Origin of the sequence: Acidovorax sp. LjRoot38 (genome assembly GCF_964252975.1) — a bacterium.
Lineage (GTDB): Bacteria > Pseudomonadota > Gammaproteobacteria > Burkholderiales > Burkholderiaceae_C > Acidovorax > Acidovorax facilis.
In genome coordinates this window covers 358251-384892 of the sequence record NZ_CAXUPT020000002.1, presented here as the reverse complement: position 1 = coordinate 384892, position 26642 = coordinate 358251, and the positions used below count along the sequence as shown (strand labels likewise).

Annotated in this window: 22 protein-coding genes; 13 read left to right on the top strand and 9 right to left on the bottom strand. The window is 66.5% G+C overall.

The genetic code is table 11. The annotated features are described in order from the left end of the window. Positions 1-89: 89 nt before the first annotated feature. From ACSQ22_RS04290 to ACSQ22_RS04280, 3 genes are all read right to left on the bottom strand, one after another. Positions 90-1613, bottom strand: a complete 1524-nt coding sequence (locus tag ACSQ22_RS04290; protein ID WP_436129528.1) for a carboxylesterase/lipase family protein — start codon at positions 1611-1613, stop codon at positions 90-92. Beyond that, on the bottom strand, positions 1610-2608 hold the full coding sequence (locus tag ACSQ22_RS04285; RefSeq protein ID WP_436129527.1) for a Bug family tripartite tricarboxylate transporter substrate binding protein: 999 nt from the start codon (positions 2606-2608) through the stop codon (positions 1610-1612). The genes ACSQ22_RS04290 and ACSQ22_RS04285 overlap by 4 nt, the downstream gene beginning before the upstream one ends. 67 nt (positions 2609-2675) lie before the next feature. Then, the gene (locus ACSQ22_RS04280; protein ID WP_436129526.1) at positions 2676-3362 is read right to left on the bottom strand and encodes a TetR/AcrR family transcriptional regulator; all 687 of its coding nucleotides are present in this window, start codon (positions 3360-3362) and stop codon (positions 2676-2678) included. Positions 3363-3532: 170 nt separating this feature from the next. On the opposite strand from ACSQ22_RS04280, the gene ACSQ22_RS04275 reads away from it, so the two are divergent. The 4 genes from ACSQ22_RS04275 to ACSQ22_RS04260 all read left to right on the top strand — a co-directional run bounded on the left by ACSQ22_RS04275 (position 3533) and on the right by ACSQ22_RS04260 (position 7876). Further along, positions 3533-4957: an FAD-binding oxidoreductase gene (locus tag ACSQ22_RS04275; RefSeq protein WP_436129525.1), complete on the top strand. Its 1425-nt coding sequence runs from the start codon at positions 3533-3535 to the stop codon at positions 4955-4957. A 739-nt stretch (positions 4958-5696) separates the two neighbouring features. After that, complete coding sequence (locus ACSQ22_RS04270; protein WP_436129524.1) at positions 5697-6356, top strand: class I SAM-dependent methyltransferase; 660 nt, start codon at positions 5697-5699, stop codon at positions 6354-6356. 184 nt (positions 6357-6540) lie between these two features. Beyond that, on the top strand, positions 6541-7098 hold the full coding sequence (locus tag ACSQ22_RS04265) for an N-acetyltransferase family protein (RefSeq protein ID WP_436129523.1): 558 nt from the start codon (positions 6541-6543) through the stop codon (positions 7096-7098). Positions 7099-7126: 28 nt separating this feature from the next. After that, entirely contained in the window at positions 7127-7876 is a 750-nt protein-coding gene (locus tag ACSQ22_RS04260; protein WP_436129522.1) for a hypothetical protein, read from the top strand. 185 nt (positions 7877-8061) lie between these two features. Here ACSQ22_RS04260 and ACSQ22_RS04255 read toward each other — a convergent pair whose 3' ends face one another. Both ACSQ22_RS04255 and ACSQ22_RS04250 read right to left on the bottom strand, forming a co-directional pair. Continuing rightward, positions 8062-8406 (bottom strand): antibiotic biosynthesis monooxygenase family protein, encoded by a 345-nt coding sequence (locus ACSQ22_RS04255; RefSeq protein ID WP_055396150.1) that lies wholly within the window; start codon positions 8404-8406, stop codon positions 8062-8064. Further along, positions 8403-8747: an NIPSNAP family protein gene (locus ACSQ22_RS04250; protein WP_228896998.1), complete on the bottom strand. Its 345-nt coding sequence runs from the start codon at positions 8745-8747 to the stop codon at positions 8403-8405. The genes ACSQ22_RS04255 and ACSQ22_RS04250 overlap by 4 nt, the downstream gene beginning before the upstream one ends. A gap of 78 nt (positions 8748-8825) precedes the next feature. Between ACSQ22_RS04250 and ACSQ22_RS04245 the strand changes: the two genes are divergently transcribed. The 3 genes from ACSQ22_RS04245 to ACSQ22_RS04235 all read left to right on the top strand — a co-directional run bounded on the left by ACSQ22_RS04245 (position 8826) and on the right by ACSQ22_RS04235 (position 12118). Next, complete coding sequence (locus ACSQ22_RS04245; protein WP_228896999.1) at positions 8826-9551, top strand: ArsR/SmtB family transcription factor; 726 nt, start codon at positions 8826-8828, stop codon at positions 9549-9551. After that, the gene (locus ACSQ22_RS04240) at positions 9551-9874 is read left to right on the top strand and encodes a YnfA family protein (protein ID WP_228897000.1); all 324 of its coding nucleotides are present in this window, start codon (positions 9551-9553) and stop codon (positions 9872-9874) included. Before ACSQ22_RS04245 ends, ACSQ22_RS04240 begins: the two co-directional genes overlap by 1 nt. 360 nt (positions 9875-10234) lie before the next feature. Beyond that, entirely contained in the window at positions 10235-12118 is a 1884-nt protein-coding gene (locus ACSQ22_RS04235; RefSeq protein WP_436129521.1) for a hypothetical protein, read from the top strand. Positions 12119-12170: 52 nt separating this feature from the next. On the opposite strand, the gene ACSQ22_RS04230 is transcribed toward ACSQ22_RS04235, so the two are convergent. From ACSQ22_RS04230 to ACSQ22_RS04220, 3 genes are all read right to left on the bottom strand, one after another. Next, positions 12171-13757 (bottom strand): ABC transporter substrate-binding protein, encoded by a 1587-nt coding sequence (locus ACSQ22_RS04230; protein ID WP_228897002.1) that lies wholly within the window; start codon positions 13755-13757, stop codon positions 12171-12173. 168 nt (positions 13758-13925) lie between these two features. Continuing rightward, positions 13926-14456, bottom strand: coding sequence for a BON domain-containing protein (locus ACSQ22_RS04225; RefSeq protein ID WP_436129520.1), 531 nt, complete (start codon positions 14454-14456; stop codon positions 13926-13928). A gap of 34 nt (positions 14457-14490) precedes the next feature. Beyond that, positions 14491-14973: a GNAT family N-acetyltransferase gene (locus tag ACSQ22_RS04220; RefSeq protein WP_176887722.1), complete on the bottom strand. Its 483-nt coding sequence runs from the start codon at positions 14971-14973 to the stop codon at positions 14491-14493. A gap of 236 nt (positions 14974-15209) precedes the next feature. Here ACSQ22_RS04220 and ACSQ22_RS04215 point away from each other — a divergent pair, with 236 nt between their 5' ends. From ACSQ22_RS04215 to ACSQ22_RS04195, 5 genes are all read left to right on the top strand, one after another. Beyond that, positions 15210-16274, top strand: coding sequence for a ligase-associated DNA damage response exonuclease (locus tag ACSQ22_RS04215; protein ID WP_228897003.1), 1065 nt, complete (start codon positions 15210-15212; stop codon positions 16272-16274). Then, positions 16271-17968: an ATP-dependent DNA ligase gene (locus tag ACSQ22_RS04210; protein WP_436129519.1), complete on the top strand. Its 1698-nt coding sequence runs from the start codon at positions 16271-16273 to the stop codon at positions 17966-17968. The genes ACSQ22_RS04215 and ACSQ22_RS04210 overlap by 4 nt, the downstream gene beginning before the upstream one ends. After that, the gene (locus ACSQ22_RS04205) at positions 17965-20688 is read left to right on the top strand and encodes a ligase-associated DNA damage response DEXH box helicase (RefSeq protein WP_436129518.1); all 2724 of its coding nucleotides are present in this window, start codon (positions 17965-17967) and stop codon (positions 20686-20688) included. The genes ACSQ22_RS04210 and ACSQ22_RS04205 overlap by 4 nt, the downstream gene beginning before the upstream one ends. Positions 20689-20693: 5 nt before the next feature. After that, positions 20694-21401, top strand: a complete 708-nt coding sequence (gene pdeM / locus ACSQ22_RS04200; RefSeq protein WP_228897006.1) for a ligase-associated DNA damage response endonuclease PdeM — start codon at positions 20694-20696, stop codon at positions 21399-21401. Positions 21402-21642: 241 nt separating this feature from the next. Beyond that, the gene (locus ACSQ22_RS04195) at positions 21643-23877 is read left to right on the top strand and encodes an NADP-dependent isocitrate dehydrogenase (protein WP_228897007.1); all 2235 of its coding nucleotides are present in this window, start codon (positions 21643-21645) and stop codon (positions 23875-23877) included. Between the two features lie 192 nt (positions 23878-24069). On the opposite strand, the gene ACSQ22_RS04190 is transcribed toward ACSQ22_RS04195, so the two are convergent. Beyond that, the gene (locus ACSQ22_RS04190) at positions 24070-25464 is read right to left on the bottom strand and encodes a hypothetical protein (RefSeq protein ID WP_370641410.1); all 1395 of its coding nucleotides are present in this window, start codon (positions 25462-25464) and stop codon (positions 24070-24072) included. Positions 25465-25618: 154 nt separating this feature from the next. Between ACSQ22_RS04190 and ACSQ22_RS04185 the strand changes: the two genes are divergently transcribed. After that, positions 25619-26578, top strand: a complete 960-nt coding sequence (locus ACSQ22_RS04185) for a LysR family transcriptional regulator (RefSeq protein WP_436129517.1) — start codon at positions 25619-25621, stop codon at positions 26576-26578. Positions 26579-26642: the final 64 nt, after the last annotated feature.

Sequence of the window (26642 nt, the reverse complement as noted above, 5' to 3'; positions counted from 1 at the left end):
CTGTTTGAAGTCGTCAACAAGACGCCGGACCAGTGTAGCGAGCCACCGCTCCGGCATCTACCTCTGCAGCTACCTCGGCGGCTACTTTGTCAGAGAAGACCGTCCCACAGCGAGCGCCGCACAGGTTCCGGGTGGGGCGCACACGCGGGCGACGCCACACCGAACCGCTGAACCAGCGGTTGCGCGCCCGCACACGGCGCCCATCCGGGGTCGCCCCTTTGTGCAAACGCCACCCAGTGCCGGTGCATGGTTGCGGCCAGCGCGGCGGGTGGCCTGGGCCCTGTCAGTTCCTGTCCCGTGGCGGTGTGGAGGTTGCCGAACACAAATGGCAACTCCACCCCATGCGCCGCCCCCAGGCGCCCTCGCCATTGCGGCGAAGGCCAGGCGAATTCGTAGGCATGGGCACCGCGGGCCCAGCGGCTGGCCAGTGCGGCAATGCGCTGGGCGGGCACGCGGTAGTAGAAGTCGGACTGCAGGGCACACAGCAGTTCGCCGGGCGTTTGGTGTGTGGGCGGCAATGTGGCGCGCAGGGCCTGCACCGCGTGCGCGCCCAAGCCCACCTCCTGCGCAAAGGCCAGCACCTGCGCCTCGGTCACGCGGTCCATCGCGCCGCCCGGCACGTGGTACAGGCGCATCTCCTCGGCATTGCTGCCCACCAGCACCTGCAAGTCTGGCGGGTGCGCCGCCCACTGCTGCGCCAGCGCCTGCAGCGGCGATGCAACAAGCACCTGCCCGTCCACCACGGGCCGCAGGGGAAAGAAGTTGCGGATGCCCAGGCCGTGTTGCTGCCGCAGGGCCGGGTCTGCCGCGAGGCGGTGCACCGCGTGCAGCACGGCTGGCCGGGCTGCCGCACCCAGCGCAGCCAGAGAGGGCGCCACCCCCACCAGGGCGGCCACGGCGCGGCGCGCAGCGGCGGCCTCTTGCAGCGTCTGGCAGGCCACGCTCGGGCTCTGCAAGATGGCGCGCAACAAGAGCCCACGCGATGCGGGCATGCCCAGCACACAGGCCAGTGCGCCCGCACCGGCCGACTGGCCGAACACCGTGACCTGCGCCGGGTCGCCGCCCCAGGCGGAGATGTGCTCGCGCACCCATTGCAGCGCGGCCAACAAGTCCAGCAGGCCGCGATTGGCGGGCGCTGCGCCGCCCCGCGAACCAGCCTCGTCCTCGAAATGCAGGAAACCGTCGATGCCCAAGCGGTACTGCAGCGACACAAACACCACGCCCTGCCGGGCAAATGAAGCCCCGTCGTACAACGGCTCGCTGGCCGCCCCGCGAAAGAACCCGCCGCCATGCACCCACACCATGACAGGCAGGCGGGCACCGGGCTCTGCAGGCGGGGCCCATACGTTCACGGCCAGGCAGTCTTCGCCTCCCAGCATGGGCGCATCCGCACGCGCGGTGCGGGGCAGCTGCGGTGCCATCGGCGCAAACTCGGTGGCATCGCGCACGCCAGGCCACGGTAGCGCTGGCACCGGCGCCGCAAAGCGCAAAGTGCCGCGCGGCGCCTGGGCATACGGCACACCCCGGAACACGCGCACGCCCTGCTCCCACAGGCCGCGCAGCTGCCCGCCGTGGGGCAGCGTAACCAGCGGCGCCGCTGTGCTCGTATTCATTCCGTGGCCAGGCCCAGCTTGTCGATCAGCGGGCGCCACACTGCCGCATCGCGGGCCGCCCAGGTGCGGGCATCGCCTGGTGTGGAAGTGGTCAGTGTGACGTTCATGGCTTCCAGGCGGGACTTGTACTGCGCATCACCACCACGGCATTTTTCGGTGACGGCATTGAGCCGGTTCAGCAGCTCGGGCGAGGTGCCTGCCTTGGCCACTACCGCAATCCACGCGGGGCGCGCCAGATCGCTGGCGGCGGGCAGGGCTTCGGCGATGGTGGGCACATCGGGCAGCAGCGCCGAGCGCTGCGCACCGAACAGCGCCAGCGGCACCAGCTTGCCCGCCTTGACCTGCGCCGCCGCCGTGCCAATCACCAACGTCATCGCGTGGATCTGCTGGCCCATGAGCGCAGTCAGGCCCGCGCCCTCACCCACAAAGGGCACATGGGTGCCGGGCACGCCCAGCTTGTCCACCAGCGCCGAGGTCAGCAGGTGCGCAGGGCTGCCTTTGCCTGGTGAGCCAAAGTTGATGCCGCCGGGCGTGGACCGCGCCAGCTTCTGCAAATCAGCCAGGCTGGCGATGCCCATGCCGGGCGGCACGGTCAACACCAGGGGCGACGTGCCCAGCACGGCCACACCATCAAAGTCGTGTTGCGGGTCATACGGCGGCTGCTTGTAGACATAGGGCGTGATCGTCATCTGCGACATGCCGATGCTCAGCAGGCTGTAGCCGTCGGCGGGCTGGGACTTGAGGTAGTTGATGGCCAGGATGCCATTGGCCCCGGGCTTGTTCTGCACCACCACGGCCTGGCCCAGCTCGCGCGCGGCGCAGTCGGCCCACACGCGCGTCATCGCGTCCGAGCCGCTGCCGGGCGGTTGCTGGGCGATGAGCTGGATGGGCTTGGTCGGATAGCCGCCCGGCTGCTGCGCCAGGGCGCCACCGGCCAGGCAAGCGAGTGCGGCGAGCGCGAGGAGGCGCGGAGCGCGCATGGAAGCCGAAGTCATGGTGTGTCTCCTGGTGATGTTTTAAGCGAGGGATGCCTGATCGGCGCGGCGTGCAGGCAAAGACGGGTCAGCGGCGGCGCGTGCGCACCTTCGCGGGCGTGGCCGCAGAGGCTGCTGCGGCCTCGCACCGGTTGGCGATCCAGTCGGCCAGGCAGGCCAGCTGCGCCTGATGGACGGCATCGGGCGCTGATGGCTGTGCAGGCGCAAACAGTTGCAGCATCCCCAGCCCGCGCAGCGACGACAGCACCAGGCCCAGCAGGCCATCGCGGTCGGGTTCTGCCGCCAGCTCGGGGAAGGCCGTGAAGAAGCCTTCGTGCATGCGCGCCTGCACACTCTGGCGCAGCTCGGCGATGTGGCCCAGCACCTCGGGCTGGTTGCGGCAGCCCAGGTAGATGTTCCAGGCCACGATGAAGCGCGGCTGCGCATAGACCAGACTCCACACCGCCTGCACAAACTTCGCGGCCCGTTCGCGCGCGGGCAGCGCGGGGCTGGGCCAGAGTTCGCCCGAGCGCACGGTGGACTCGATCAGCTCGCTCAGCACATTCATCATCAGCACCGCTTTCGACTCGAAGTGGTGCTGCACCGCACCCGAGGTCATGCCCGCCGACTTGGCCAGCTCGTGGATGGACATCTCCTCCAGGCTGCGGTGCTGGATCACGTCGATGGCCGTGGCAATCAGGTGCTGGCGGGTGGCGGCGCTGCGCTCGGCATGGGTGCGGCGCACCCCGGCCTTGGGGGAAACACGGTGGTTCATGGCGCTTTCACAATATACATTTCGAACGTAATGTATTTATGCAGGCGCCGACCAACAAGCCCGTGAATACCCGCATCCCCGCACAGGCCCAAGTTGGATCACCCAGAGCCCTTGCACGGGGCCGAACCTAGAATGCTTCTCACTGACCGCACCCACCGGAGACACACACCATGAACGCCCCCACCGCTGCCGCCCACCTGCTGCCCGAAATCAAGCTGCGCGACGTACCCCAGGCCCTCATCGATGCGCTGCAGGCCCGCTTTGGCGCGCAGTGCTCGCTGGCCCAGGCCGTGCGCGAGCAGCACGGGCGCGACGAAGGCTCGCTGCAGGCCCCGCCGCCCAGCGCCGTGGTGTTTGCCGAAAGCACGCAGGATGTGGCCGATGCGGTGAAGCTGGCCAGCCAGTACGAAGTGCCTGTGATCCCTTACGGCGCGGGCTCGTCGCTTGAAGGCCACCTGCTGGCCGTGCAGGGCGGCATCAGCATCGACGTGAGCCGCATGAACCAGGTGCTGAGCATCAACGCCGAAGACCTCACGGTGACGGTGCAGCCCGGCATCACGCGCAAGGCCTTGAACGAAGCCTTAAAGGACACCGGCCTGTTCTTCCCCATCGACCCCGGCGCCGACGCGAGCATCGGCGGCATGTGCGCCACGCGCGCCAGCGGCACCAATGCCGTGCGCTACGGCACCATGCGCGAAAACGTGCTGGCGCTGGAGGTGGTGACCGCCAGCGGCGAAGTCATCCACACCGGCACCCGCGCCAAAAAGAGCAGCGCGGGCTACGACCTCACGCGCCTGCTGGTGGGCAGCGAAGGCACGCTGGGCATCATGACGCAGATCACCGTGCGCCTGTACCCCCTGCCCGAGGCCGTGAGCGCGGCCATCTGCTCGTTCCCGAGCATCGAGGCTGCCGTGCGCACCACCATCCAGACCATCCAGCTGGGTGTGCCCATCGCCCGCGTGGAACTGATCGACCACCACACGGTGCGCATGGTGAACGCGCACAGCAAGCTCAATCTGCGCGAAGAACCCATGCTGCTCATGGAGTTCCACGGCTCGCCCGCCAGCGTGAAAGAACAGGCCGAGATGGTGCAGGACATCGCCAGCGAATTCGGCGGCCAGGCCTTCGAATGGGCCAGCACGCCCGAAGAACGCACCCGCCTGTGGACCGCCCGGCACAACGCCTACTTCGCGGCCGTGCAAAGCCGCCCCGGCTGCCGCGCCATCAGCACCGACACCTGCGTGCCCATCAGCCGCCTGGCCGACTGCCTGCTCGAATCCGTGGACGAAGTCGAAGCCAGCGGCATCCCCTACTTCCTCGTCGGCCACGTGGGCGACGGCAACTTCCACTTCGGCTACCTCATCGACCCCAACAGCGCCGAAGAACGCACCAAGGCCGAAGCCATGAACCACACGCTGGTGGCCCGCGCCCTCAGCATGGGCGGCACCTGCACCGGTGAGCATGGCGTGGGCATCCACAAGATGGGCTTTTTGCTGGACGAGACCGGCACGGGCGCGGTGGACATGATGCGCGCCATCAAACGCGCGCTGGACCCGAAGAACATCCTGAATCCGGGGAAAATTTTTGCGCTGTGAGTGGGCCGCCTCGTGAACGGGCTCGCTGACTGGCGCGGCTCGGATTGGAGGTTTTTTGGCACCTGGCGCTTGTCTGAAAAGCGCGAAAAGCTATTGTTTCTATAGCATTTGTGGTGCACGGCTCGCTTTCACGCCCTCGATCTGTCCCAGCGCTCCGCCCCGCTCCCATCGGTTGCTGGAAGCGGCACGCTGGAACCGTGCAGCGTTGGTTGGCCGCATGAAGAGCTTGCGCGCCTCTGTGCCGGTCGTGCTGGTCGGTATCGGTTTCTCGGCGGCTGTCGGCGCGTTGGCACTGGGGGGTCCTGCCGCCTGGATGGGCTTCGACCACCTGCCTGTGGCCCGGCATCCAAACGGCTGAACTCCTTGTGCACATCACTCCCACTGCGGTGGTGTACTGGCTCGTGCCCGAGGGCGGGGCCCCGGCCTACCTCCTGCACGTACTGACCGGAGCTTTCGTCTCGTGGGCCGTGCTCTTTGCGCTTGCGGCGTTTGCAATTCGGCGTGACGCCAGGGCGCTCCTCATGCGCAGATCACAGGCTCCTAGAATGAGGCAATGATCAAGTACTCCTTCCCAGCTGCGCCGGTGACTTACAGGCCTCCAGCAAACACCCCCGCAGTCCTGGCCAATGAGTTGATCGACTACCAGGCATGCCCGTTGTGCGAGAGCAAAGCCTTTCGTCCGCTGCGCAGTGCGGACTGTTCCCACCACCCTCGCTACAGCCAAGAACTCTCTCGCACCATGCATTGGAGCCAATGCGCGGCGTGCCAGCATGTTTTTCGCAGCGGCTACTACACCGAAGCAGCGCTGAATATCGTTTTCCGTGGCACCAACGAATCCCAGGTGGTGGGCTATGACCTGGAGCGGCAGCGCTATGTGTCTGCGCAGATGATTGAGAAAGTGCTGCCCTACCAGACCGGCGGCACGTGGCTGGACGTGGGGTTTGGCAATGCATCGCTTCTGTTCACGGCGCACGAGTACGGCTTCGAGCCTGTGGGCCTGGACCTGCGTCCGCAATCGGTGGAAGAGTTGCGCCGATGGGGCGTGGCAGCCCATTGCCAGGATGTCAAAGGGTTCGAGCTGTCGCGCCCCGCCAGTGTGATCAGCATGGCAGATGTGCTGGAGCACATGCCGTATCCCAAGGTGGGCCTGCATGCCGCCCACCGACTGTTGCAACCGGGTGGCGTGCTGCTGATCTCCATGCCCAACTCGGGCTCCATGGTCTGGAAGGCACTGGATGCCAGCAATGCGAACCCGTACTGGGGTGAAATCGAGCACTATCACAACTTCGACCGCGACCGCCTGTATGCATTGCTGGCCGAATGTGGCTTCAAGCCCGTGCGCTATGGCATCAGCCAGCGGTACCGCGTCTGTATGGAAGTGATTGCGGTGAAAACCTAGGCACGCGGTACACACAACGCGCGCCCACGGTCGGCATGGCCCACGGAAGTCCTGACCAACTTACCCCTGCGCGAAGCACGCCGCAGGGCGTGTACCGACTGTGATGCGATGGCCATTGGACACGCAGGAGGGGCCAGAATGCGCGGCTCGTCCTGTTGCAGACGCTTCCTGGTGAGAAAACCATATGCAGGCCCCCCATCCCACAAAACACCGCTTTCGCATTGAACTTGTCGCCGAACACCAGCATGCATCACTGGTCGACCTGCTGTGCGAACTGCACGCCTTCTACAACCAAGGCGCCACACCCCCTCGGCAGGTGGTGATGGAGCATCTTCGCCAGAACCTCTTGGCGCCCGGCTCCGCCCAGCGTTTGCTGGTGGCTTCGCGCAGCGATGGCGTTGTGGTGGGCCTGGCGGCCTTCTCGCTGGTGTATTCGTTGGTCGAATTTGCAGAGGAGCAGCGCAGACACTGCCAGCTCAAAGAGTTGTATGTAAGTTCGGCCTCAAGAAGCCAGGGTGCGGGCCGGGCGCTCATGCACGGGCTCGCCCGATATGCCATGGAACACGGCTGCCGCCGCATCGACTGGCCTGTGAAGGCTTCAAACGCCCGGGGAATCCTGTTCTACGAAGGCCTGGGTGCCGAGCGCGTGGCCGAACGGCTGAGCTACCGGCTCACGGAGCCCGCACTGGGCCGGCTGGTACTCGAAAGTGGATGTGCCGACGTGCGGTCTGCGCAGAGCTAAGCTGCACTGAACATTGGAGATCTCCACCTTGTTTCGCTCTTTCGTACTCCTGCTGTCCCTGCTGGGCAGCGCCGCCTTCGGCGGGTTGCTGCTGGTATCGCTGCTGCAACCTACCTGGATTGAACACGGTGCGCGCGAGCTGATCCGCCAGCAGATCGAGCACAAGACGGGCGAAAAGCTCCGGGCCCTGGACGAACGCTTTCTGAGCGCCCAGGCGCGGGTCTTCTTGCGCGGCAAGGAGCAGGAGATCGACGCCGCGCGCAAGGCGCTGTCTGCGGGCCTGCCCGCCCGGGTCGCGGCCATTGCGGCCGAGATGGGGATTCCGGCGTGCGAGTGCCGCAAACGGCGGCAACAACGGCTGGAACTGCAGATTGGCACCGCACAGCAGATGCAGGCCCAGCTCGATGCGCTGATCCGCAGCGCCTACATGGACACGGCCGAAAAGCTGTTGCGCGAATTGCGCATCTTCAGCGGTGCCAATGCCCTGGCATTCGCCCTGCTGGGCCTGGCCGCATGGCGGCGACCCCACGGTGCCGGTGGGGTATCGCTGGTGCCGGCCACCGCCACCCTCCTTCTGGCCACACTGGCAAGCAGCGCCATCTACCTTTGGGGCCAGAACTGGCTGCACACCGTCGTGTTCGGCAGCTACGTGGGCTGGGCGCAGCTGGCATACATCGCGCTGATGTACGCGTGGCTGTGCGATCTGCTATTGAACCGGGCGCGGATCAGCCTGCACCTGTGCCAGGGCAGCATGAGCGGCGCTGTGTCCCCTTGCTGAAGGCTTGCCCCTCCTGCGGATCTCTCACGCCTCCGCATCCGCCGCCGGTGGGTGCTGACCCGGCAGCAAATCTGGGTGGCAGCCCCCTTTCTCCTGCGCTGGTGCAGACCACCACAGTTCGAAACGCGGCCATGGCGAGGCTTGCCCGGCAGTACGGCCGTCGTAGCCGGGAGCGCAGGCTCCCGTCAGGTGTGCACTGATCGTGAATCTGCGGGAGCCTGATTGCGGTCGTGCATGCCGTAGTCGCGCACCACGGCGGCAACGCGCAGGCGGTAGTTGTCGAAGATCCGCTCGCGGCCTGCTTTCTGCGTGGCGCGGTGGGCTTCCATCTGGCGCCATTGCGCCACCGCTTCCTCATCACGCCAGAACGAAAGCGACAGCAGTTTGCCGGGTGCACTGAGGCTCTCGAACCGTTCGATGGAGATAAACCCGTCGATCTGCTCCAGCAAAGGCCGCAACGCAGCGGCAGCGCCCAGATAAGCGTCCTGCTGGCCCGGAGCGGGCTGTACCTCGAAAATGACGGCCATCATGCACTGATCTCCAGTGGGTGTGCGGGCAGGTCCAGCGTGCCTTCCACGCCCTGCGTGAACGTGCGCTCCTCGCGCAGGATGAAGCGCTTTTCCTGCGCCATGGCGAAGTTGGCACGGCCTTCGGGGTCGGAGCGCAGGCGGGCGCGGTAGGCCTCGTAGGCAGCCAGCGACTCAAAGCCGATGAGCCCCCAGGCCTCGTAGTTGCGGCCCTCGTGCGGCAGAAAATAGCCGATCAGGTGGCCCCCGCAGCGCGGGATGATCTGGCCCCAGCGGCGCGCGTATTCGGCAAACAGCTCGCGCTGGAAGGGGTCGATGTCGTAGCGGATAAAGCAGGTGATCATAGTGTTCAGAAGTCGTTGGTGGACAGGGCTTCACGATAGGCGGTTGACGTCCTTCGATGGTTCGCCCAAGATCGAACCATGAAAGATGGCCCCCACATCGCGCGCATTGCCGCGCTCATTGGCGACAGCGCGCGCGCCGAAGTCCTCACGGCCCTGATGGCCGACCGCGCACTCACGGCCACCGAACTGGCAGCCGTGGCAGGCGTGACCAAGCAGACCATCAGTGCCCACCTGGCCAAGCTGCTCGATGCGGGCCTGCTGACCGTCGAGCACCAGGGCCGCCACCGCTACTTCCGGCTGGCTGATCGCGATGTGGCGCACCTGCTGGAATCGCTCATGAACGTGGCCTTCCGCGCCGGTGCCGTGCGCCTGCGCGCAAGCCCCCGGGAGCCCGCGTTGCGCCGCGCGCGCATGTGCTACGACCACCTGGCCGGCGAAGTGGGCGTGCAGTTCTACGAAGCCCTGGTGCGCCAGGGGCTGCTGCACGCCACGCCCCAGGGTGCAGCGGTGACGCCCGCAGGCGCGCAGTGGTTTGCCCAGGTGGACATTGACACCACGGCACTGGCGCAACAGCGGCGCATGCTGTGCCGCCCTTGCCTGGACTGGAGCGAGCGCCGCCACCATCTGGGCGGCGCGCTGGGCGCTGCGTTGCTGCAACGCCTGTTCGACGGCGGATGGGCGCACCGGGCACAGGGCTCGCGCGTCGTGCACTTCACCGCCAAGGGCGAACTGGCGCTGCGCCAGTGGCTGGCAACCAGCCCAGAAGCACCACCATCCACCGCCCTTCGCGGCCCCGAACAATGATGAAGACCTTGCTGCTCTTCATCGCCACCGCCCTGGCTGAAATCGTGGGTTGCTACCTGCCCTGGCTGTGGCTCAAACAGGGCAAGCCGATGTGGCTGCTGCTCCCTGCAGCGCTGAGCCTCGCCCTGTTCGCGTGGCTGCTCACGCTGCATGACACCACAGGCGCGGGGCGCGTGTATGCGGCCTATGGCGGGGTCTATATCGGCGCAGCGCTGGCCTGGCTGTGGATAGTCGATGGCATTCGGCCCACCGTCTGGGATACGGCGGGCGTACTGGTCGCGCTGGCGGGCATGGCGATCATCATGCTGCAGCCTGCGCGCTAGGGAGCCTCTGCGTGCCCACCCCCACGGGCCGCGCGCGCCACTGCAACCCCTTGTAACAACCTGCTCATTTGCAACGTCGTGCTTTATAAGCAGGGCCTTCTTATCTTCAAAAGATTGTTCATGCGCACTTCAAATGAGACAGTTTCTTCTGCCCTTACGCGCCGCCACTTTGCTTTGTGGATGACAGTCTCAGGGCTTTCTCTTTCTGCTTGCGGAGGAGGAGATGGTTCCTCGTCACCGGCCCCTACGCCCGCACCGCCTCCGGCACCTGGGTCGGCCTCGCTCAGCCTGTCGGCCGGCGCACTGGGGGGGGCGGGTTTCCTTGCAGGCACCTCGACCGACGCCCGGCTGCCGGTGTCAATGACTGGACACGCCTTCGACAGCAAGGGAAACCTCTGGTTTGTCGGCTGGAACTCCTCCGAACAGAGGGTCGGAAGGGTTTCTGCCGACGGCACGCTGTCGTACTTCGCCCTCAGCCCACAGAAGGGCGACATATCTGGGGTGGTCGATGCACAGGACCGTTATCTGATCGCCCATACCGTGCACAACACCACAGGCGTACTGGTTTCGCTGTTCAGCAACGAAGGACTGGTCACCTTGGCAGGCCAGTCGATTGAAGGCCCGCTGCAGGACGGCAAAGGCCCTACGGCCCGGATCCGCAGCTTTGAAAGCCCGCTGCTGGCCAGCGACGGCTTGGTGTACTTTCTAGACCGCCCGTCCAATGCTTTGGGCTATACGCTACGCGCCGTGAGTCAAGATGGCACCGTGACCTCGGTGCTGCCAGTGCCCGACAACAGCCGCTTGGTGGCCTCCGCCACAGGTGCGGTGCGCCGGTTCACCGACGATGTCCAGAACAGCCGTGTGGAATGGGCTGAACTGACGCTGTCCCCCTTGGGCGGATATTCCTGGACTGTTCTGTCGCACAGTTGGCAAGGGGTGGGGCATCCCGAGCCATTCGCCCCCGTCAAAGGTGCGGTGGACACGTATTGGGCATTCGACTCCGCCTCCAACACCCTGGCCCACTACGCATTGGACGGAACGCGCTCAGACATCTGGCCAATGCCGGGATGGGTAAGTACAGCCGTCTCCAACCCCACCAATGGCAACTTGGTAGCGAGCGGCTCAGCTGAGCCAGAGGGCGCGCAAACCACCGAGAGCCCTGGCGTGCTCTTCGTGCTGGACCGCATGAAAGGGGCCAATGCGGTAGCCCGACCCTGGGTCGGCCTGTCCGAGCAACGCGGGTATGTCGATGGCACAGGGGGCGCAGCCCGCTTTGACTTTGTAAGAGGTGCGTACGCCACCGCCGATGCATCGGGCCCCATTTATGTAGCTACGCTGGCGGAAATCCCACTGCAAGGCACTCCGCCAAACCGGACCACGCCCACGCCTCTGCGGGTTATTACGCCCGCAGGCCAGGTGACGTCCCTGTCGAGCACGTTCTCGTCCGGCTACCAACACCTGGCCAGCGCGTACGGCTACCTGGTCACCCACAACCCAGCCAACAACACGCTGCTGCGCGCCTCCAAGAGCGCAGGCAACTCGGCCTGGGAAAGCTGGGTGACAAGCCCGCTTTTTGCGGGTGTCTCAGGGTTGAAGGTTCTGCGGACCGACTCCACAGGCCTGCTGTGGTTTGCCACCCGCACATTGCCTTTCGTGTTGGATTCGCGGCCCTACGGATCCGGCACCTCACTGATCGGCACTGTCAGCGCCAGCGGACAGGTGCAGGTGGTCGTTGGCGACCCGCAACTCATCCACACGGCTGCCAGCTACCCGCCGCTGGACCAGCGCCCTTGGTACATGGATGTGACAGACATCGCGTTCGAAGGGGGTAGTTCGCCCGTCTGGTGGGTGCTGTGCAACCGGCCCGTGCTGTCGGAGGAGCGCACGCGCCTCGTCGGCTCTGTGCCAGAGCTGGTACGACTCGAAGGCAACAACCGGCAGTCGTTCGCCCTCCCCTCATTCAACGTACAGAGCTTCATCTCCGGGCACTACCACCAACTGTGCACCCTGCCCAGCCGCCCTGGCGAGGTCTTCCTGTCCAGCGCATGCGGCGTCTACCGCTTTACCGTGGCCAAAGGCCTGGAATTGCTGGCAGGGCAAAACCAGCCCACGCCGGTCGGCGTGCGCCTGGGCTCCTTGCCCGCCAGCCTGAACCTGGTGAAGTTCATCAGCCCAGGCCCGGATGCCAACAGCCTGTACGTCGGCAGTGAAAACAGCGTGTTGCGGCTGAATCTGCCAGCGTAAGAGCGCCGCGAAAGGCCGTCCGTCAGCGGCCAGCCTTTCGCCCCCCTGCCCGTCAATTCACCTTGATCAGCCGCCAGTCAATCCGGTTGTCCGGCCGCTGCACCAGCTCCACGTTTTTCTTCATCGCCCAGGCCAGCATCTGGTTGTGCAGGGGGATGTGTGCCACGGTGTCGTTCTGCAGCTGCAGGCCTTCGGTGAGCAAGCGGTTTCGCACGGGCAGGTCGGTTTCGGTCTTCACACGGTCGACGATGTAGTCCATGCGTTCATTGGTGTAGCGGCCCAGGTTGTAGTTGCCGTCGCCGCCCGTGGTCTTGGTGCGGACGAGTGATTGCAGGGTGTACAGCGCATCGAAGGTGGGCACGCCCCAGCTGAGCAGCGCAATGCTGGCCTCGTGCCGCTGTGCCATGGGGTAATAGGTGACCGCTGGCAGCGTGCGCAGCTTGGCCTTAACGCCGATGCGCGACCACATGGAGGTGATCGCCTGGCACAGCTCTTCGTCCTGCACGATGGCGTTGTTGCTGCAGGCAAAGTCCACCTCGAAGCCGTCTTTGTAGCCTGCCTCGGCCAGCGAGGCCTTCGCGGCATTGGCGTCAAAGGGCAGGCGCTTATCCACGGCTTCCGTCCAGCCATTGACCAGCGGCGACACGATGGCTCCGGTGGGTTTGGACATGCCGCGCATGGTCACGCGCTGCAGCGTGGCGCTGTCGATAGCCTGGTAGAGCGCCTTGCGCACGCGCAGGTCCTTGAGCGGGTTCTTGCCCTTGATGTTGCTGCCCACCAGCTCTTCGCGGAACTGGTCCATGGCGAGGTACACGGTGCGGTTCTCCACCATCTCCATGACCTTGAGGGCGGGGTTGGCCTTGATGCGGGCCAGGTCCTGGATGCTGGTGTCGCGCACCATGTCCACTTCGCCCGACAGCAGTGCGGCGATGCGCGTGGCTTCGGACTTGATGGGGGTGTAGGTGATCTCCGTGACGTTGCCTTCGGCCTTGCCTGCATTCCACCAGTGGGGGTTGGCCGTGAACACGATCTTCTGGTCGGGCACCCATTCCTTGAGCACGAAGGGCCCTGTGCCCATGGCATTGCGGTGCGAATAGGTTTCGTCCTTGGCCTTGATGTCCTTGGGCTCGACCGAGTTGTTCTTCTCGGCCCAGGCCTTGCTCATCACGCGCAGCTCGGTGAGCTGGTTCAGGATCACCGGGTTGGGGTTCTTCAGGAAGATGTCAATGGTCTCGCCGTCTACCTTGGCGATGCGGTCCATGCCCTGGGTGTAGATGGAGTACGTGGAGGTCTTGCTCATCGCGCGCTGCAGCGAATAAACCACGTCATCGGCCGTCATGGCCGAGCCGTCGCTGAACTTCACCCCCTGTCGCAGCTTCACGCGCAGCTGCGTGGGGCTGACCTGCTGCCACGAGGTGGCCAGCAGCGGCTCGACCTTGAGCGTGCGGCTGTTGAACATCACCAGCGACTCATACACAGCCGCATGGATGCCATTGCCCAGGGCGCTGTTTTGCGAATGGATGTCCATGGTCTGGATGTCGCTGGAGCCTGCCCACTTGAACGGTTTTGCCGACGCGGTGGGAGCAACGGTTGCCAGGGCCAGGGTAGCGGCCGCAAGCAGGGAACGCTTGAATTGCATGGCGAAATTTCCTTGATGAAATAGGAGAAGGGCAATATGCAGCAGGAAACAGGCCAGCCCAAGCCCCCACGCGCCATGTGTGGCACCGGCGATGCAAGCCCCGTGTCGGGACCGATTGCGCGCCGGGTGCGGCTGGGATAAAAGGGCCGTGGCAGGCCGGTGCACCGGCTACGGCACTGACCGCACCGGGTAGCGCACGCCATCGCGCTCAACGCCCACCTGCAGCAGGTTGATCACCCCCATCACGTCGTCCACCAGCCACACGGCTTTCTCCAGCGCCTCGGCCTGCGCCTGCGACTGCACACAACCCATCAGTGTCACCAGCCGCCGCTCGCCCAGAACCCACACACTGGTGTCGTCAAAACGCCCATCCTGCTGGATGTAGCGCTGCACGCGCGGAATGATCTCGGCGTCGTACAGGTAGGAGTTGGGCAACCGGCAGCGCCCCACACGGTGGCAACTACCGCCGTGCTGCGAGCGCACATGGGCCAGCTCGCGGACCTCGGCCTCGGTGTAGAGCGGGCCTTCGGGCACGGGGCAAGCCGGGATGGCGCTGGTGACCTGCACAAAGGGGTCGTTGAAGGCATTGGTGCGCGGGGCGGGGTTGCCAGCCACCTGGGCAGCGGTCAGGAATGGGGCCATGGCGACGGCCACCAACAACGCCATGACGAACCGGCGGAACACACAAACACGGCGCATGAATCGTTCCTTCCTGAAGATGGTCACAGCGCGGCTACAGCACGATCTGGTACCGCGCAAACTCTCTGCTGCCTTTGCGCACACAGTCGTTCAGGGTAAAACCAAAGCCCTCATACAGCCTTCGCAGCGGTTGCCGGTCGGCCACGCAGTCCAGCCGCAGATAGCGCAGGCCCAGGCTGCCTGCGTGCTGGCACCCAAATGCCAGCAGTGCCGTAGATACCCCCTGCCCCGCCCAAGCACGCCGCACGGCCAGCTTGTGCAAGAACGCGGAGGTGCCCGGTTCAGCGTCCGGCCAGAAGACTGGGTCTTCGCGCTGGAAGCGCACCACACCCACTACCGCTTCGCTCGCTTTGGCGACCACATACAACCCGCCATCCACATCACGCTGCACGCTGTCATCTGTGAAATCAGACACGAGCCAGAGCGGAATTTTTTGATCGACCAACCACTGCGCGGCCTCGCGCAACACGGCAGCAATGGCAACGGCGTCTGACGGGCGGGCGATTTCGGTGCGCATACAAAAGCGGTGTTGGCCTGCAGACAGGGTGAAGCTGCACAAGATGATGGGACGAGGCGTTGACAGCGCTGACGGAATGAATCACGCCCAGCGCAATTGCTCACATATTTATAGCTGCCAGCACTCATCATATAAGCGCTAGCAGCCATTTTTATTCAAATTTTAGTCATGAAGCGTCGTCACGCAATCCCCAGCCCGCGCCCCGGCTTTGGCCCGCCGCCTACGATGTCCTGACCATGCACGCAAGCGACCTGATCGTCCACCGCTCCGAAGGCCTGTATTGCCCGCAGGGCAATTTCTACATCGACCCCTGGCGGCCGGTGGAGCGGGCCGTGATCACGCATGCCCATTCAGACCACGCACGCATGGGCTCGGCCCACTACCTGGCGCACCACGACAGCGCGGGCACGCTGCGCAACCGGCTGGGGGCAGACATCGCGCTGCAGACGCTGGCCTATGGCGAGGCCATTGACCACCAGGGTGTGAAGGTGTCGCTGCACCCGGCGGGCCACGTGCTGGGGTCGGCCCAAGTGCGCATCGAGCACGGCGGCCAGGTGTGGGTGGCCTCGGGCGACTACAAGCTCGAAGACGACGGCACCTGCACGCCGTTCGAACCCGTGCGCTGCCACACCTTCATCACCGAATCGACCTTTGGCCTGCCGATCTACCGCTGGCCCTCGCAGCCCACGCTGTTTGCCGACATCAATGCCTGGTGGGCGGCGAACGCAGCGGCGAGCAAGGCCAGCGTGCTGTATGCCTATGCCTTCGGCAAAGCGCAGCGGCTGCTGCATGGGGTGGACGCCAGCATCGGGCCCATCGTGGTGCATGGCGCGGTGGAGCCGCTCAACGCCGTGTACCGAGCGGCCGGTGTAGACCTGCCACCCACGCTGCGTGTGACGGACCCGGGCCTGACCAAGGCCGACCTGAAACGCGCGCTGGTGCTGGCGCCGCCCTCGGCCGCCGGCACCCCCTGGCTCAAGCGCTTTGGGGAGTTTTCTGACGCGTTTGCCAGCGGCTGGATGCTGGTGCGCGGCGCACGCCGACGCCGGGGCGTGGACCGGGGCTTTGTGATGAGCGACCACGCCGACTGGCCCAGCTTGCAAAAAGCCATTGGCGCCACGGGCGCGGAGCGCGTCATCGTGACGCACGGCAGCACTGCCGTGATGGTGCGCTGGCTGTGCGAGCAAGGGCTGGACGCCCAGGTGTTCGCCACCGAATACGGCGCCGATGACAACGAGGACGATGCAGGGGCGGCGCTTGAGGTGACAGGTAGCACACCCACACCTGAGGCAGCCGCATGAAGGCCTTTGCCCAGCTGTTCCAGGCGCTCGACGCCACCACCGCGCAGTCGGCCAAACTCGCGGCGCTGGTGGCTTACCTGCGCGTGGCGCCGCCCGCCGATGCGGCCTGGGCCACCTACTTTCTCGCAGGCGGCAAACCCCGCCAGATGGTGCCGACCAAGCGCCTCAAGGTGCTGGCACAAGAGGCCGCAGGCCTGCCCGAGTGGCTGTTTGAAGAAAGCTACCAGGCCGTGGGCGACCTGGCCGAAACGCTGGCGCTGCTGCTGCCGCTGCCCACCCAGCCCACCGAACTGACACTGGCCGAATGGATGGCCCAGCTGCTGCCCCTGCGCGCCCTGCCGCAGGGTGAGGCCGATACCCGTCTGCGCACGCAATGGGACATGCTGGCGCCCGAGCAGCGCTTTGTGTACTTCAAGCTCATCACCGGCAACTTCCGCGTGGGCGTGTCGCGCCTGCAGGTGACGCAAGCGCTGGCCACGGTGAGCGCGCTGGACCCCAAGCGCATTGCGCACCGGCTGATGGGCTACACGCAGATCGGCCGGCAGCCCCAGGCCAGCGACTACCAGGCGCTGATCGCGCCGGTGGACGACGATGCCAATACGCAGGATGCCGCCGATGCAGGCCAGCCCTACCCCTTCTTTTTGGCCCACCCGTTCAACCAGCTCGTGGCCGACATGCCCGCACTGCTGGGCACGCCCGGCGACTGGCTGGTGGAATGGAAGTGGGACGGCATCCGTGCGCAGATCGTGCGGCGTGCGGGCGTGGTGTGGATCTGGTCGCGCGGGGAGGAGCTGGTGACCGACCGCTTCCCCGAACTGGCCGAGGCCGCGATGGCGCAGCTGCCCGATGGCACGGTGGCCGATGGCGAGATTCTGGTATGGCTGCCCGATGAGCCCCAGCCCCGCCCCTTTGCCGACCTGCAAAAGCGCCTGGGCCGCAAGACCCTGGGCCCGAAGCTGCTGCGCGAACTGCCCGCGGTGCTGGTCACCTACGACCTGCTGGAGCACGCTGGGCAGGACCTGCGCCAAGAGCCGCAACAGGCCCGCCGCACGCTGCTGGAGGCCACGCTGCAGCCGCCCAATGACACCGCCATCGCCCCCCCGCCCCACAAGGCCCTGCGCCTGAGCGCGCTGCTGCACGGCTCCGACTGGGCCGACCTCGCGCGCCAGCGCGAGGCCGCGCGCAGCATGGGCACCGAGGGCTTCATGCTCAAGCACCGCAGCGCCCACTATGGCGTGGGCCGCACCAAGGATGTGGGCGTGTGGTGGAAGTGGAAGATCGACCCGATGAGTGTGGACGCGGTACTCATCTACGCCCAGCGCGGCCACGGCCGCCGCGCAAGCCTCTACACCGACTACACCTTTGCCGTGTGGACCGGGCCGCAGGACGACCCGGACCGGCAACTGGTGCCTTTTGCCAAGGCCTATTCGGGCCTGACGGATGCCGAGATTGCGCAGGTGGATGCCATCATCCGCAAGACCACGCGCGAGAGCTTTGGGCCCGTGCGCAGCGTGGACGCGACGCTGGTGTTTGAGCTGGGCTTCGAAGGCATTGCGCGCAGCCCGCGCCACAAGAGCGGCATTGCGGTGCGCTTTCCGCGCATGCTGCGCTGGCGGCAAGACAAACCCGTGGCCGAGGCCGATACTTTGCAAACGCTGATGGCACTGCTGCCTGGGCAGGACGCGGCCGCATGAGCACGACGCGCCGCCCGCGCAAGCCCCTGCCCCCGGTGGCACCGAGTGCCGCAGCCGCCTGGATGGCGGCGCGCGGGTGGCAGCCCTTCGGCTTCCAGCAAGACGTGTGGCGCGCGATGGGCGAGGGCCGCTCGGGCCTGCTGCACGCCACCACGGGCGCGGGCAAGACCTATGCGGTGTGGCTGGGCGCGCTGCAGCATCTGGCGCAGGCAGATGCTGCACCACCACCCGAAGAAGCCCCCAAAGTCCCCAACCCCCGCACCGCCCTGCGCACGCGCCGCGCTGCGGCACCGCCCCTCACCGTGCTGTGGATCACGCCCATGCGTGCACTCGCTGCCGATTCGCTGCGCGCGCTGCAGACACCGCTGCCCGAACTGGCCCCCACCTGGACCAGCGGCCTGCGCACCGGCGACACCGCCAGCGGCGAACGCGCCGCGCAAGTCCGCCGCCTGCCCACGCTGCTGGTGACCACACCCGAAAGCGTGTCGCTGCTGATGGCCCGCGCCGATGCGCGTGAGCGCCTGGCCAGCGTGCGCCTGGTGGTGGTGGACGAATGGCACGAACTGGTGGGCAACAAGCGCGGCGTGCAGGTGCAACTGGCGCTGGCGCGCCTGTCGGGCTGGAACCCGGCGCTGCAGGTGTGGGGTATGTCGGCCACGCTGGGCAACCTGGAGGAGGCCCTGCACACCTTGCTGCCGCAGCCCGTGCCGGACACGCCACAGCCACCGCCCGCCGTGCTGGTGCAGGGCCGTATCGACAAGCGGCTGGAGGTGCAGGTGATGCTGCCCCCGCGTGCCGACCGCTTTGCGTGGGCGGGCCACATGGGGCTGAGCCTGCTGCCGCAGGTGGTGCGGTCGATCGAAGCGGCAGCGTCCACCTTGGTGTTCACCAACACCCGGTCTCAGGCGGAGCGCTGGTACCAGGCGCTGCTGGAGGCACGGCCCGACTGGGCCGGCACCATCGCACTGCACCATGGGTCGCTGGGGCATGAGGTGCGCGACTGGGTGGAGCGAGGCCTGAAGGCCGGGCAGCTCAAGGCCGTGGTGTGCACATCGAGCCTGGACCTGGGCGTGGACTTTTTGCCGGTGGAGCAGGTGCTGCAAATCGGTTCGGCCAAGGGCGTGGCGCGGCTGGTGCAGCGTGCAGGCCGCTCGGGCCATGCGCCGGGGCGCAGCTCCAGCATCACGCTGGTGCCCACGCACAGCCTGGAGCTGGTGGAGGCAGCCGCTGCGCGCCACGCACTGGCGCAGGGCCGCATTGAAGACCGGCACACGCCGCGTGCGCCGCTTGACGTGCTGGTGCAGCACTTGGTCACCGTGGCGCTCGGCGGCGGCTTTGTGCCCGATGCGCTGCTGGCCGAAGTGCGGCGCGCACCGGCCTATGCTGCCTTGGCCGACAACGACTGGCAGTGGGCGCTGCAGTTCGTGCGCCAGGGCGGCGCATCGCTGGCCACCTACCCGGACTTTCACCGCGTGGTGCCCGACGACGAAGGTGTGTGGCGCGTGCCCGATGCCCGCCTGGCGCGCCGCCACCGCAGCAACATCGGCACCATCGTGAGTGATGCCAGCATGCAGGTGCAGTTTGTGAGCGGCGGGCGCCTGGGGTCGGTGGAAGAGAGCTTCATCGCCCGGTTGCGCAAGGGCGATGTGTTCATGTTCGCGGGCCGCCTGCTGGAGCTGGTGCGCACTCAGCAGATGACGGCCTATGTGCGCATCGCCCCCAAGGGCAGCGCTGCGCTACCGCGCTGGAGCGGAGGACGCATGCCGCTGTCGAACACGCTGGCCGATGCGATGCTGGAACAGCTGGCGCAGGCGGAGCGCGGCCAGTTCACCACGCCCGAGATGCGCTGCGCCCAGCCACTGCTGGAGCTGCAGCAGGCCTGGTCGGCCCTGCCCACACCCAGTCGCCTGGTGGCCGAGACCCTGCACACGCGCGAGGGCTGGCACCTGTACCTGTACCCACTGGCAGGCCGCCTGGTGCACCTGGGCCTGGCCGGGCTGCTGGGCTGGCGCGCGTCGCAGCAGGTGCCCAACACCTTCTCCATCGCGGTCAATGACTACGGGCTGGAGCTGCTGTCGGCCAAGCCCGTGGACTGGCCCGCGCTACTGCCGCGCCTGATCGGCGAAGGCACGCACACCACCATCGGTAGCGGGCTCGAAGATGAAGTGCTGGCCAGCCTGAACGCCACCGAAATGGCGCGCAGGCGCTTTCGCGAGATCGCGCGCATTGCGGGCCTGATCTTCCAGAGCCACCCCGGCGAGCAGCGCAGCAGCCGCCAGCTGCAGGCCTCGTCGTCGCTCTATTACGACGTGTTTGCGCAGTACGACCCCGACAACCTGCTGCTGGCCCAGGCCCGTGCCGAGCTGCTGGCAAACGAGCTGGACATGGAGCGACTGGCCCGCACGCTGCGCGGCATGCAGGCGCAAACCCTGTCCATCCATGCCCTCACGCGCCCCACCCCGTTTGCCCTGCCGCTGATGGTGGAGCGCTTTCGCGAGCGCCTGAGCATCGAGACCCTGGCCGACCGGCTGGCGCGTATGGTGCAAGCGCTGGAGCAGGCGGCCGACGCCACCACGGGCACCCACCTGGCGCAGCACCCTGTGCAATCCACGGACATGGCGTGGGACCTCCCTGAAGGCTCCGCGACCTCGGCACGGCGCACGCGCCGAGACCCGGCCGGGGACAGCCCTCGCCGCGCCCGCAGACGCCACGGATTCTGAGCACCATGACCTCGCTGGCCACCCCCACGCCCACCATCAGTGCGCACGCCATCACCCTGCCCTGCGGCACCGCGCTGCAGCTGCTGCCCCAGCGCGCCCTGTGGTGGCCCGCTGCCCGCATGGTGCTGGTGGCGGATGTGCATTTCGGCAAGGCAGCCACCTTCCGCCGCGCGGGCCAGCCGGTACCGCATGGCACCACGGCCGACAACCTGGCGCGGCTGGATGCGGTGCTCGCTGCCACCGGCGCCGACCACCTGGTGTTTCTGGGCGACTTTCTGCACGCACGCAGCGGCGCGGCCGATTCGCTGTGGCAGCAGTTGCTGCCCTGGCGCCAGCGCCATGCCCGTGTGGCGATGACCCTGGTGCGCGGCAACCACGACCTGCATGCGGGCGACCCACCGGCCACGCTGGCTCTGGCGCTGGTCAACGAGCCCTGGTTGCCTCGCGCCGATGTGCCGGTGCTGGCCTGCCACCACCCGCAGGCGGTGGCAGGACACACGGTGATCGCCGGGCACCTGCACCCCACGCTGCGGCTGCGCGGCCCGGCGCGGGATGCGCTGCAGGCGCCCTGCTTTGGCTGGGGAGATGGGCAGTTGGTCCTGCCCGCCTTCGGGGCCTTCACCGGCACGGCGCCCGATACGCTGCCCACGCGCTGGGCGCGGTTTGCCGTCCTGCCTGGCCGCGTGGTGGCTGTTCCAGGGGGCCTTTCATAGGGTGTACAGGGGGTGGCGCGCTGCCGCCAACGCGGTCAAACTGCAGAGCGCCGCAGGGTGATTACCACCTATTTGGTGAAAAAAAGTGCCCCGGGCTTATGATAATTTTGCATTGTGAGATTCGATTGCAAAAACAGGGGTTCCAGACAGCCCCGAGCAAGGAGAATCAGAGAGCATCCGCGTTTGGCCCCGCTGTGACCCAGCCGGGGGCATTTACATACTCTGTTTCGTGAGACAAGCCATGACGACCCAGCAACCCACCATCATCTACACCCTGACCGACGAAGCCCCCCGTCTGGCCACGGCTTCCTTCCTGCCCCTGATCCGCACGTTCGCCGCGCCTGCGGGCATCAACGTGGTGGAGTCCGACATCTCGGTGGCCGCCCGTGTGCTGGGTGAGTTCCCCGAGTTCCTGAAGGAAGAGCAGCGCGCCCCCAACACCCTGGCCGAGCTGGGCAAGAAGACGCTGCAGCCCGATGCCAACATCATCAAGCTGCCCAACATCAGCGCATCTGTCTCGCAGCTCAAGGCAGCTATCGCCGAGCTGCAGTCCAAGGGCTACGCCCTGCCCGACTACCCCGACCAGCCCAAGGACGACAAGGAAAAAGAGATCAAGGCCCGCTACGGCAAGTGCATCGGCTCCGCCGTGAACCCCGTGCTGCGCGAAGGCAACTCTGACCGCCGCGCGCCCAAGGCCGTGAAGGAATACGCACGCAAGAACCCGCACAGCATGGCCGAGTGGAGCCAGGCCTCGCGCTCGCATGTCTCGCACATGCATGCTGGCGACTTCTACCACGGTGAAAAGTCCATGACGCTGGACCGCGCCCGCGACGTGAAGATGGAGCTGATCACCAAGAGCGGCAAGACCATCATCCTCAAGCCCAAGGTCAGCCTGCTTGATCGCGAAGTGATCGACAGCATGTTCATGAGCAAGAAGGCGCTGCTGGAGTTCTACGAGAAGGAAATCGAAGACGCACGCAAGACCGGCGTGATGTTCTCGCTGCACGTGAAGGCCACGATGATGAAGGTTTCGCACCCCATCGTGTTCGGCCACTGCGTGCGCATCTTCTACAAGGACGCGTTCGAGAAACACGCCAAGACCTTTGAAGAGCTGGGCGTGAACGTGAACAACGGCATGGTCGATCTGTACAGCAAGATCGAGACGCTGCCACAAAGCCAGCGCGACGAGATCAAGCGCGACCTGCACGCCTGCCACGAGCACCGCCCCGAGCTGGCCATGGTGGATTCGGCCAAGGGCATCACCAACTTCCACTCGCCCAACGACATCATCGTGGACGCCTCCATGCCCGCGATGATCCGCAACGGCGGCAAGATGTGGGACGCCAACGGCCGCCTGAAGGATGTGAAGGCCGTGATGCCTGAATCGACCTTCGCCCGCATCTACCAGGAGATCATCAACTTCTGCAAGTGGCACGGCGCGTTCGACCCCAAGACCATGGGCACGGTGCCCAACGTGGGCCTGATGGCCCAGCAGGCCGAGGAATACGGCAGCCACGACAAGACCTTCGAGATCGCTGAAGACGGCGTGGCCAACATCACCGACCTGGCCACGGGCGAAGTGCTGCTGAGCCAGAACGTGGAAGCTGGCGACATCTGGCGCATGTGCCAGGTCAAGGACGCCGCGATCCGCGACTGGGTGAAGCTGGCCGTCAACCGCGCCCGCAACTCCGGCATGCCCGTGGTGTTCTGGCTCGACTCGTACCGCCCGCACGAAAAGGAACTCATCACCAAGGTGAAGATGTACCTGCACGAGCACAACACCGTCGGCCTCGATATCCAGATCATGAGCCAGGTGCGTGCGATGCGCTACACGCTGGAGCGCGTGATCCGTGGCCTGGACACCATCAGCGCCACCGGCAACATCCTGCGCGACTACCTCACCGACCTGTTCCCCATCATGGAACTGGGCACCTCGGCCAAGATGCTGTCCATCGTGCCGCTGATGGCCGGTGGCGGCATGTACGAAACGGGCGCGGGCGGCTCTGCCCCCAAGCACGTGCAGCAGCTGGTGGAAGAAAACCACCTGCGCTGGGATTCGCTGGGTGAGTTCCTGGCGCTGGCCGTGTCGCTGGAAGACCTGGGCCTGAAGACAGGCAACGCCAAGGCCAAGATCCTGGCCCAGACGCTGGACGCCGCCACGGGCAAGCTGCTGGACAACAACAAGAACCCCAGCCCCAAGACCGGCCAGCTGGACAACCGCGGCAGCCAGTTCTACCTGGCGCTGTACTGGGCGCAGGAACTGGCCGCACAGACCGAAGACGCCGAGCTGGCCGCCAAGTTTGCGCCCCTGGCCAAGCAGTTGACCGACAACGAGCAGACCATCGTGGCCGAGCTGGCGGCCGTGCAGGGCGCACCTGCCGACATCGGCGGCTACTACCTGCCCGACGTAGCCAAGCTGGACGCCGTGATGCGCCCGAGCGCCACGCTGAACAAGGCGCTTGCCTCCGTCAAGTAAGCAGAGGCGGCGGGGCGGCCCCGGCCGGGGCTGCACCCGGTGTGAGAAGACAGGTGCTCTGACTGTGATTTTTTGGAGATATTGGCACCTGGCGCTTATCTAGCAAGCGCGATCAGCTATGAATTTTGTAGCACCTTGACACAAGCCCCCGCTGTTCCAGCGGGGCCTTTGTTTTTTGCGCTGGCGGCCGGTTTACGGCCTCTCGCGCTCAGCCACCCGGCTGGCCAGCGGCGCAGGCACATAGCCGGGCAGGAAGGCGCAGCCCTTGCCAAATGGGGGCTCCATGCCTGCGCACTGCCGCGCAATGCCCTCGGGCGTGGGCTTGTCGCCCGTGTCCACCCAGCGCAGCAGCGCCGCCAAAAGCGTGGGGTAGGTCGGGTCGCTCAGGTAGCTGTGGGTGTTGTGCTGGGTGAAGGTCTGCACCAGGCGCGCCGCGCTGCCGCCCTGCGCCATGGTGGCCTTGAAGGCTGCATCCAGCTCGACGAAGGCGGTGGGGTCGTCCACGCCTTTCACGGTGAGCACAGGCACGGGAATGCGGCCGGTCAGGTCCGTGTCCTGCGCGAAGCGGGCCACGGCCGCAGGGTCGGCGCGGTAGCGCAGCACGGCCGCGTTCAGGGCGGCATCGTCGGGCGAGCCCCGGTACAACACCCCCTGGTTGCCAAACGGACTCGCGCCGCCCGTGCGGTGCTGCACCACGTCACGGAAGTGGAACGTGGCCCAGTTCATATGGCCCTGGATGGAATTCGCAGGGATGCGTATCACATCCACGATGGTCTGCACCTTGCGCTGCTGCTCGGGCGTGCGCTCGGCAGCGGGCTTGTTCAGGGCCAGGCATTCGTTCAGGCGCGCTGACAGGTCCGCCTGCGTCATCGCAGCGTCGGCAGGCAGGCCGATATTCAGCGCGTACTGCGGTTCGGTGGGCCGGGGGTGGTTGTTGCACAGGTACTGGTAGACCACGCGCAGGTCGGTGCGGAAGTCGTAGGACCGCGTGCCGCCTGCCAGCACGCCGCTGGTGAGCAGCACGGCGTCGTAAGGGCGCTTGCCATCGGCCGTGGTCTGGAACATCTCGGCCCCCTTGGCCGCCACGCTGGCGCCCCAGGACTGGCCGTGCAGCACCGTGCGCTGCGGCTGCGCTACGTGCTGCACAAAGATCTGCCGCAGGCGCTCGGTGTCCTCGGCCGCTGCGCGCACCTCCACGCCGCCCTGGCGGAAGGTGCTGCCCGCCCAGGCGTAGCCCGCACGGACCATGATGGACCAGCGCGTGAGGTCTTCGACCGACCGCTCCATCCTGGGCGCACCCAGCGCGGGGCCCCCGTGGGCATGCAGCACGAGGTGGCCGTTCCATTGCTGCGGCATGGCGATCAGGTAATACGCACCCGCCGAATCCTGGCCCGACAGGCAGCGGGCGATGGGTGCCAAGTCCTTGGGGCAGGCCGCAGCCACGGGGGCGGCCTCGGCCTTGGCAGAGACCGCGCTGGCCGCTGGTGCACTGCTGGGTGCCATGGGCGCACAGGCGGCCACCGCAAGGCACGCCAGGCCCAGCAGGGCCAGGCGGGGCAGAGGCAAATGGGGTTGCGGGGCAGTCATGGTGGATGTGTCTCCTTGAGGATTCTTATGGGCCGTTTCAAACCGGATGCCGCTGCATCGTAGAAACCGGCTTTCAATACGTCAAATAGGCAAAAATGCCCTGGGCGATACGATTTGCATATGAACATCCTGCCATCTGCACCCGACCTCTGACATGGACATCCGCCAGTTGCGCTACTTTCTCGCCGTGGCCGAAGCCGGGCACATGACCCGCGCGGCAGGGCTGCTGGGCATGGCCCAGCCACCGCTCAGCCAGCAGATCAAGGCCCTGGAAAACACGGTGGGCATGGTGCTGTTCAAGCGCCATTCCAAGGGCGTCACGCTGACCGAGGCGGGGCAGACACTGCAGGCCGATGCCGCCCGCCTGGTGCATGACTTCGACGCACTGCAAAGCCGCATGCAGCTGCTGGCCGAGGGCAAGACCGGCCGGCTCGTGATTGCCTTCACCAGCTCGGCCGCCGCCCATGAATTCACCCCGTTTGCCTTGCGGGAGTGCCGCGCCCGCCACCCCGGTCTGGTGCTGGAGATTGGCGAGAACAACGCCGCCGAGATCACCGAGGCCGTGGCCGATGGCCGCCTGCACTGCGGCCTGCTGCGCGTACCCGTGGCGAGGCCTGCTGGCCTGGTGTTCGATACGCTGCAGCACGAGCCCGCCATGGTGGCCCTGCCCATCGACCACCCACTGGCACAACGCCAGCGGCGCGGCAAGCCGCTGCCCATCCAGATTGCCGACCTGGAGGGTGAGCCCATGATCCTGGTGCGCCGCCCGGGCGCGCCCGGCCTGTATGCCAACCTGCTGGCGCTGTGTGCCGAGCAGGGCGTGCGCCCCCGTGTGGTGGCCGAGGTGGCGCGCATGCTGACCAACCTCAACCTGGTGGCTGCGGGCACGGGCATTTCCGTGGTGCCTTCATCGATGCTGGGCGTGCACCGCCACGCCATTGCCTACCGGCCGTTGGTGGATGGCGGGCGGCTGAATGTGCCCCTGACGCTGGTCTATCGCGCCGAGGACAACGTGGGCCCGACAGCGACCTTCACCCGCTTGCTCCAGACGCTGGCGGGCGAAAAGCATCCGGCGGCCACCACGGAGCACCCCCAAAAAAAGGTTGCCCGGTAGTCCACCCGGCAGCCTTCATCAGTATCAGCGCAGCCCCTGCTCTGGAGCCGCCACCGATCACATT

What these genes read in the sequence shown, in the direction of transcription:
- ACSQ22_RS04290 (WP_436129528.1), bottom strand. Translation starts at nt 1,613, where the DNA reads ATGAATACGAGCACAGCGGCGCCGCTGGTTACGCTGCCCCACGGCGGG.
- ACSQ22_RS04285 (WP_436129527.1), bottom strand. Translation starts at nt 2,608, where the DNA reads ATGACTTCGGCTTCCATGCGCGCTCCGCGCCTCCTCGCGCTCGCCGCA.
- ACSQ22_RS04280 (WP_436129526.1), bottom strand. Translation starts at nt 3,362, where the DNA reads ATGAACCACCGTGTTTCCCCCAAGGCCGGGGTGCGCCGCACCCATGCC.
- ACSQ22_RS04275 (WP_436129525.1), top strand. Translation starts at nt 3,533, where the DNA reads ATGAACGCCCCCACCGCTGCCGCCCACCTGCTGCCCGAAATCAAGCTG.
- ACSQ22_RS04270 (WP_436129524.1), top strand. Translation starts at nt 5,697, where the DNA reads ATGCATTGGAGCCAATGCGCGGCGTGCCAGCATGTTTTTCGCAGCGGC.
- ACSQ22_RS04265 (WP_436129523.1), top strand. Translation starts at nt 6,541, where the DNA reads ATGCAGGCCCCCCATCCCACAAAACACCGCTTTCGCATTGAACTTGTC.
- ACSQ22_RS04255 (WP_055396150.1), bottom strand. Translation starts at nt 8,406, where the DNA reads ATGATGGCCGTCATTTTCGAGGTACAGCCCGCTCCGGGCCAGCAGGAC.
- ACSQ22_RS04250 (WP_228896998.1), bottom strand. Translation starts at nt 8,747, where the DNA reads ATGATCACCTGCTTTATCCGCTACGACATCGACCCCTTCCAGCGCGAG.
- ACSQ22_RS04245 (WP_228896999.1), top strand. Translation starts at nt 8,826, where the DNA reads ATGAAAGATGGCCCCCACATCGCGCGCATTGCCGCGCTCATTGGCGAC.
- ACSQ22_RS04240 (WP_228897000.1), top strand. Translation starts at nt 9,551, where the DNA reads ATGAAGACCTTGCTGCTCTTCATCGCCACCGCCCTGGCTGAAATCGTG.
- ACSQ22_RS04235 (WP_436129521.1), top strand. Translation starts at nt 10,235, where the DNA reads ATGACTGGACACGCCTTCGACAGCAAGGGAAACCTCTGGTTTGTCGGC.
- ACSQ22_RS04230 (WP_228897002.1), bottom strand. Translation starts at nt 13,757, where the DNA reads ATGCAATTCAAGCGTTCCCTGCTTGCGGCCGCTACCCTGGCCCTGGCA.
- ACSQ22_RS04225 (WP_436129520.1), bottom strand. Translation starts at nt 14,456, where the DNA reads ATGCGCCGTGTTTGTGTGTTCCGCCGGTTCGTCATGGCGTTGTTGGTG.
- ACSQ22_RS04220 (WP_176887722.1), bottom strand. Translation starts at nt 14,973, where the DNA reads ATGCGCACCGAAATCGCCCGCCCGTCAGACGCCGTTGCCATTGCTGCC.
- ACSQ22_RS04215 (WP_228897003.1), top strand. Translation starts at nt 15,210, where the DNA reads ATGCACGCAAGCGACCTGATCGTCCACCGCTCCGAAGGCCTGTATTGC.
- ACSQ22_RS04210 (WP_436129519.1), top strand. Translation starts at nt 16,271, where the DNA reads ATGAAGGCCTTTGCCCAGCTGTTCCAGGCGCTCGACGCCACCACCGCG.
- ACSQ22_RS04205 (WP_436129518.1), top strand. Translation starts at nt 17,965, where the DNA reads ATGAGCACGACGCGCCGCCCGCGCAAGCCCCTGCCCCCGGTGGCACCG.
- pdeM (WP_228897006.1), top strand. Translation starts at nt 20,694, where the DNA reads ATGACCTCGCTGGCCACCCCCACGCCCACCATCAGTGCGCACGCCATC.
- ACSQ22_RS04195 (WP_228897007.1), top strand. Translation starts at nt 21,643, where the DNA reads ATGACGACCCAGCAACCCACCATCATCTACACCCTGACCGACGAAGCC.
- ACSQ22_RS04190 (WP_370641410.1), bottom strand. Translation starts at nt 25,464, where the DNA reads ATGACTGCCCCGCAACCCCATTTGCCTCTGCCCCGCCTGGCCCTGCTG.
- ACSQ22_RS04185 (WP_436129517.1), top strand. Translation starts at nt 25,619, where the DNA reads ATGGACATCCGCCAGTTGCGCTACTTTCTCGCCGTGGCCGAAGCCGGG.